The organism is Nocardioides sp., assembly GCF_051876515.1.
Taxonomy (GTDB): Bacteria; Actinomycetota; Actinomycetes; order Propionibacteriales; family Nocardioidaceae; genus Nocardioides.
Map to the genome: position 1 here is coordinate 1 of NZ_JBJEHY010000212.1, position 6,166 is coordinate 6,166.

Consider the following 6,166-nt stretch of genomic DNA (forward strand, 5'->3'; position numbering starts at 1 on the left):
TGTCGGCCAGGCGCGGGTCCCAGTGGTGGCCGTTGGCCACGAGGAGGACGTCGAACTGCCGCGTACCGGTCCGCTCGGTGTCGAGCTCCCAGCCGCCGTGCGGCAGCTGGCGGGCGGCCAGGACGCCGTTCTCGAACTCGATCGCGCCGCGCAGGTCGAAGGCGTCGACGTACGACTCGAGGTAGTCCTTGATCTGGCTGTGGTGCGGGAAGTCGGGGTACTCCTGGGGCATCGGGAAGTCCTTGAACGACAACCGGTGCTTGGAGGTGTCGATGTGCAGCGACTTGTACGCGCTGCTGTGCCCGTTGGGGTTGCCGAACGCCCAGTTGCCACCGACGCGGTCGGAGGACTCGAAGGTGGCGTACTCGATGCCGTAGTCGGCGAGCATCTTGCCCATCGTCAGTCCACTGATGCCGGCGCCGATGATGGCGACCCGGGGTGCGCGCATTGCTTCCTCCATGCCGCTCCCGGGTGCACCGGGAGCACTCGGGCGAGTGTGAGCAGCGTCACGCTAAGGCTGTCAGTTGACACGTGTCAACAGATCCGGACGAGTGCCTGCTGCGCCCCCGGACCCGCCCGCGGACTCGCATGACGCCCGCCAGGCCCCGACAACGCAGAGAGGCCGGGTCCACGTGGACCCGGCCTCTCTGACTCCGGTGGAGGTGAGGGGACTCGAACCCCTGACCCCCTGCATGCCATGCAGGTGCGCTACCAGCTGCGCCACACCCCCGAAGGGTCGTGCCCGTCACCGGGCAACGACGAGGACAGTAGCACCCCCGGCCCGGCCGGCATCAACCCGGCCGCCCCTCAGCGGGCGACCCCCTCGGGCGCCGCGACGCCCTCCTCCGCCAGCGCCGCGACGTACCGCTCGACGTTGGCGAGCTTCACGTCCTCGTAGCCACGCACGAGGTCGGGAAGACCCGCCACCCGCAGGGCCCGGTCGTACGACGCCACGTCGAGCCCGGCGGCCCACTCCTGGGCGAGGTCGCGGTAGTGGTCGCGCAGGGCACGCTCGACGCGGCGCACGTGTGCGCCGCCGAACGGGTCGAACGGGGTGCCGCGCAGCCCCTTGAGCCGCCCCAGGCCGCGGAGCAGACCGTGGGAGCGCGGCCCGAAGGAGATCTTGGTGCTGCGGCCCATCGCCCGCAGCACGGGCGGGTGCAGGTTGAACGAGATCCGCTGCGACCCGAACTGCTCGCCGGTGCTGCGCAGGAACTCCTCGTCGGTCAGCAGGCGGGCGACCTCGTACTCGTCCTTGTACGCGGTGAGCTTGAACAGGTTGACCGCCACCGCACGGGTCAGGGCGGTCCCCAGACCCAGTGCCCGCTCGGCCTGCCAGACGGCCACCACGCGGGCCACGTAGTCGCGGGCCAGCGGCTCACCCTGGTAGCCGACGAGATCCGCAGCGCGCTGCGCCACCGCCTCGTGCACCTCGTCGGGCAGCTCCGCCTCCTCGACGAAGCCGAGCGCCGGTCGCGCCGGAGCGACGTCGTGAGCCTCGACGGCCGCACGGAACGCCTCGGGGTGCGCCACCGCCGCCCGGCCCCAGCCGAAGGCGGCCACGTTGGCGGCGACCGCCGTCCCGTTGATGCCGATCGCCTCCTCCACCGCCGCCGCGGGGATCCGCAGCGCGCCGGACTGGTACGCGGCCCCCACCAGGAGGAAGTTCGCCGCCATGGTGTTGCCGAACAGCGCCTCGGCCGCGGCCAGCGCGTCGAACGCGAACAGCTCCGCGCTCGCCGTGCGCACGCGCTCCAGCAGGTCCGCCTCCTCGGGGTGACGCACCGACGGGTCGTACACCATCGCCCCGGTGGGCGTACGGCTCGAGGAGACCACGGCCCGGGTGCGGGCGTCGCTGCCGTACGCGAGGTTGCGGTCCTCGGCCAGCGTCAGCAGGTCGAACCCCAGGAAGCAGTCGGCCGAGCCCGGGGTCAGCCGGTTCGCCGGCTCCAGGACGTCGGCGGCGAAGCGCAGGTGGGCGGCGACGGGGCCGGCCTTCTGGCTCAGGCCGGTCTGGTCGAGCGACTCGACCGCGTACCCGGCGCGCAGGGCCGCGGTCGCCAGCACCTGGTTGACGGTCACGATCCCGGTGCCCCCGATGCCCACCATGAACACGTTCTGCGTGGTGGCGGGCGCGTGCTCGGCCACCGACGGCGGCGAGACGGGCGGTTCGGGGGTACGACGTCGGCTGGACGAGCCCTTGGCGGAACCGGCCCGGCGGGAGCGACGACGCGGCTCAGGCGCGGTCTCGACGCTCACGAACGAGGGGCAGTCCCCCTCCAGGCACGAGTAGTCGGTGTTGCAGGAGGTCTGGTCGATCCGCGTCTTGCGCCCGTACTCGGTCTCGACGGGCTGCACCGAGAGGCAGTTGCTCTTCACGCCGCAGTCGCCGCAGCCCTCGCAGACCGCCTCGTTGATGACGACCCGCTTGGTACGCGCGGGCAGCGTGCCGCGCTTGCGCTGACGGCGCGCGTCGGCCGCACAGTGCTGGTCGTAGACCAGGACGGTGACCCCCGGGGTGTCGCGCAGCAGCTGCTGGGCCTCGTCGAGGCGCTCGCGGGGCCACAGCAGGGTGCCGCGGGCCAGCGCCCTGCGACGGATCCGTCGCGGCTCGTCGGAGCAGATGACGATGCGGGCCACGCCCTCGGCGGTCAGCTTGTGGGTCAGCCGCTCCAGACCCAGCGCGCCCTCGGCGTCCTGGGCGCCCGTCATCGCGACGACGTCGTTGTGCAGCAGCTTGTAGGTGATGTTCACCCCGGCGGCCACGCACGCCTGCACGGCCAGCTGGGCGGAGTGGAAGAAGGTGCCGTCGCCGACGTTCTGGAAGACGTGGTCGACCTCGGTGAACGCGGACTGGCCGATCCACTGCGCACCCTCGCCGCCCATCTGGGTCACGCCGGTCACGGCACTGTCCTCGCGGTCGGAGATCGTGACCATGACGTGGCAGCCGATCCCGCCGCCACCGAGCGAGCCCTCGGGCAGCGCGGTGGAGCGGTTGTGCGGGCAGCCGGAGCAGAAGTACGGCGACCGGCTCAGGTCCAGCACCGGCAGCTGCGTGCGCCGGGCCGGCGGCGGGGCGATCTGGACGTACCCCTCCAGGACGTGGCGCAACGGCGCGAGGAGACGACCCGAGGTCAGCTCGCCGTCGGCCGGGACGAGTCGCATCCCGGCGGCGTCGCGCTTGCCGAGGACGGCCGGCGCGCCGGGGGTGCCGTACAGGACGTCGCGCAGCTGGGTCTCGACGAACGAGGTCTTGTCCTCGACGACCACGACGGTCTCCAGGCCCTCGGCGAAGCGGCGTACCGCGGCTGGGTCGAGCGGCGTCATCATGCCCAGGCGCAGCAGCCGGATGCCGGCGCGGCGCAGGTCGTCGTCGTCGAGCCCGAGGTCGACCAGGCCCTGGCGCAGCGAGTCGAAGCAGCTGCCGGTGGCCACCAGCCCCAGACGGGCGGCGGGCGGGTCGACCTCGAGGACGTCGAGACCGTTGGCCGAGGCGTACGCGCGCACCACGTCCGTGCGCGGTCCGACCATGGCGGCCTCGGCGCCGATGATGGCGTCGGGCCGCAGCACCATCGGCTTCTGGGCGTAGACGTACTCCTTGCCCTCCCACTCGGTGCGCGGTCGTACGGGCTCGACCTCGAGGTCGGCCGGGTCGACCTCCCACGCGCCGTCGGCCACGTCGGCGACGATCTTCATCGCCACCACGCAGCCCGAGGCCCGCGACATCTCGATGCCGTGCAGGCCCAGCTGGACCACCTCGGTGCTGGTGCGCGGGAAGAGGACGGGGATGCCGAGCGCGGCCAGGGTCCGCTCGCTGACCGCGGGGACCGTGGACGACTTCGACGCGGGGTCGTCGCCGACCAGCAGCAGCACGCCGCCGCGCGGGTTCACGCCGTACATCGTGAGGTGGCGCAGCGCGTCGGTGGCGCGGTCGAGGCCGGGCCCCTTGCCGTACCAGAAGCCGGTCACGCCGTCGTGGGTGGAGCCGCCGGGCAACTCGATCTGGCTGCCCCACACCGAGGTTGCGGCGAGCTCCTCGTTGATGCCGGGGACGAACCGGATGTCGTTCTCGGCAAGCATGTCGGGCATGTTGGCGAGCATCCGGTCGAGCCCGCCCAGGGGGCTGCCCTGGTAGCCGGAGACGAACGAGGCGGTCCGCAGGCCGCGACGGCGGTCCAGGGCGCGGTGCTCGACGAGCAGACGCGCGATGGCCTGCACGCCGGTGAGGAGCATGGGGGCGGCGCCGGGGCGGAACCGGTCCTCCAGGTCGTACGTGGTGGCCTCGGGGCGCTGCAGCAGCTCGGTCACCGGACCAGCTCCGGCTCGGAGACGGGGGCGGAGCCCGAGGTGGTGCCGGAGGGCGCCGAGGCCGCGGCGAGGCGCTCTGCGACGATCTCGTCGGCCACCTCGCCCGGGAGCCGTCCCCCGGCCTCGGCGCGGGTGAGCAGGGCGGTGACGGTGTCGGCGATGCCCTCCACGTCCGTACGCACCTGCTCGGCGCTGCGGTCCCAGATCTCGCCCGCGACCTGCACCAGTCCCCCACCGTTGGCCACGTAGTCGGGCACCCAGGTGACGCCTCGGGCGGCCAGGTCGGCGGCGACAGCGGCCTCGGAGAGCTGGTTGTTGGCGGCGCCGCAGACCAGCGCGGCGCGCACCTGCTGCACAGTCTCGGGCGTCAGCGTCCCGCCCAGCGCGCACGGGGCGTAAACGTCGAGGTCGGCGTCCAGGACGCGCTGCCCGACGGCGACGTCGGGGTGGGTCTCGAGCAGCCGGGCCAGGGCGCGGCCCGAGGGGTCCTGCGCCACCACGTGGGCACCGGCCCCGAGCAGCAGCTCGACCAGCCGGGTGCCGACCTTGCCGACGCCCTCGACACCGACGGTGCGCCCGGCCAGGCCGGCGCTCCCCCACAGGTGCTCGGCGGCGGCGCGCATCGAGCTGAACACGCCCAGCGCGGTGGAGAAGCCACTGTCGCCAGAGCCGGAGTTCGAGCCGACCACGTACGGGGTCTGCGTCGCGACGACGTCGAGGTTCTCGGCCGTGGTGCCGACGTCGGCGGCGGTGTAGTAGCGGCCGGCGAGGGTGTCGACGAACCGTCCGTACGCCCGCAGCGCGTCGGGGGTGAGCACCTCGGCGGGCTCGCCGATGATGACGGCCTTACCGCCGCCCAGGGGCAGCCCGGCCACGGCCGCCTTGGCCGTCATCCCCGTCGAGAGGCGCAGGACGTCGCGGACGGCGTCGGCCTCGGTGGCGTACGGGTAGCAGCGGGTGCCGCCGAGCGCCGGGCCCAGGCGGGTGTCGTGCAGCGCGATGACGGCGCGCAGACCGGTCTCACGGTCACGGCAGAACACCACCTGCTCGTGGACGGTGCCGCCCAGTTCGTCGGCCCGGTCGAAGACCAGGTTCGTCGGCGCTGCGTCGGTCATCTCAACTCCACTCACTCGCGGGGCACGGACGTCGCGCGCTCACGCCCGCGACCCCCACAGCGTCCGTGAGATGTGCGGCCGGTCACAACAGGAGTTGCCGGGTTCTGCGACAGAACGCACTCAACGGGGTGTTTGCCTCCGCTTGAACGCACGAAAGCGCTCGCCTGAGTTACGGTCTGTTGCGTGACCACCGGAGCTTCCCTGGACGAGATCGACCACCGCATCCTCGACCTGCTGCGTGAGAACGCCCGCCGCCCGCTGCGCGAGATCGCAGGCGAGGTCGGCCTGACCACCGCGCCGGTGCAGCGGCGCATCGCCCGCATGGAGAAGCTCGGCGTCATCGAGCGCTACACCGTGCAGGTCAACCACGGCCGGATCGCCTCGGGCATCGAGGCGGTCACCGAGCTGCGCTTCGCCGACGACCTCGACCTGGCCCAGATCATGGAGTTCACCGCCCAGATCCCCGAGGTCGAGGAGATCCTCACCCTGGCCGGCGACCCCGACGCCCTGGTCCGCATCCGCGTCGACGGGGTCGAGCACCTGCGCCAGGTCGTCTCCCGGCTGCGCGCCGGCGGGCCCATCGCGGGCACGAAGACGCTCGTGCTCCTGGAGCGGTGGACTCGCCCCTGAACCCCGCTCGACGCAGAAATGCGAAGAACCCCGCCGGCGAGGGCGGGGTTCTTCGTGTCGGTGGAGGTGAGGGGACTCGAACCCCTGACCCCCTGCATGCCATGCAGGTGCGC

4 protein-coding genes and 1 tRNA gene are annotated in these 6,166 nt (G+C 72.7%); 1 reads left to right on the top strand and 4 read right to left on the bottom strand.

Going from position 1 to position 6,166, the window contains the following annotated elements; all coding sequences use genetic code 11:
• From ACI379_RS15405 to ACI379_RS15420, 4 genes are all read right to left on the bottom strand, one after another.
• Positions 1-448: NAD(P)-binding protein (locus ACI379_RS15405; RefSeq protein WP_439792990.1), on the bottom strand; the 448-nt coding region annotated here is incomplete at its 3' end.
• A gap of 209 nt (positions 449-657) precedes the next feature.
• Positions 658-730, bottom strand: a tRNA-Ala gene (locus ACI379_RS15410).
• Positions 731-807: 77 nt separating this feature from the next.
• On the bottom strand, positions 808-4,308 hold the full coding sequence (locus ACI379_RS15415; protein ID WP_439792991.1) for an indolepyruvate ferredoxin oxidoreductase family protein: 3,501 nt from the start codon (positions 4,306-4,308) through the stop codon (positions 808-810).
• Entirely contained in the window at positions 4,305-5,423 is a 1,119-nt protein-coding gene (locus ACI379_RS15420) for a Glu/Leu/Phe/Val dehydrogenase dimerization domain-containing protein (protein ID WP_439792992.1), read from the bottom strand. The genes ACI379_RS15415 and ACI379_RS15420 overlap by 4 nt, the downstream gene beginning before the upstream one ends.
• 183 nt (positions 5,424-5,606) lie before the next feature.
• On the opposite strand from ACI379_RS15420, the gene ACI379_RS15425 reads away from it, so the two are divergent.
• Positions 5,607-6,053 (top strand): Lrp/AsnC family transcriptional regulator, encoded by a 447-nt coding sequence (locus ACI379_RS15425; RefSeq protein ID WP_439792993.1) that lies wholly within the window; start codon positions 5,607-5,609, stop codon positions 6,051-6,053.
• Positions 6,054-6,166 lie beyond the last annotated feature (113 nt).

Coding starts and splice junctions, on each gene's coding strand:
- ACI379_RS15420 (WP_439792992.1), bottom strand. CDS start 5,423: ATGACCGACGCAGCGCCGACGAACCTGGTCTTCGACCGGGCCGACGAA.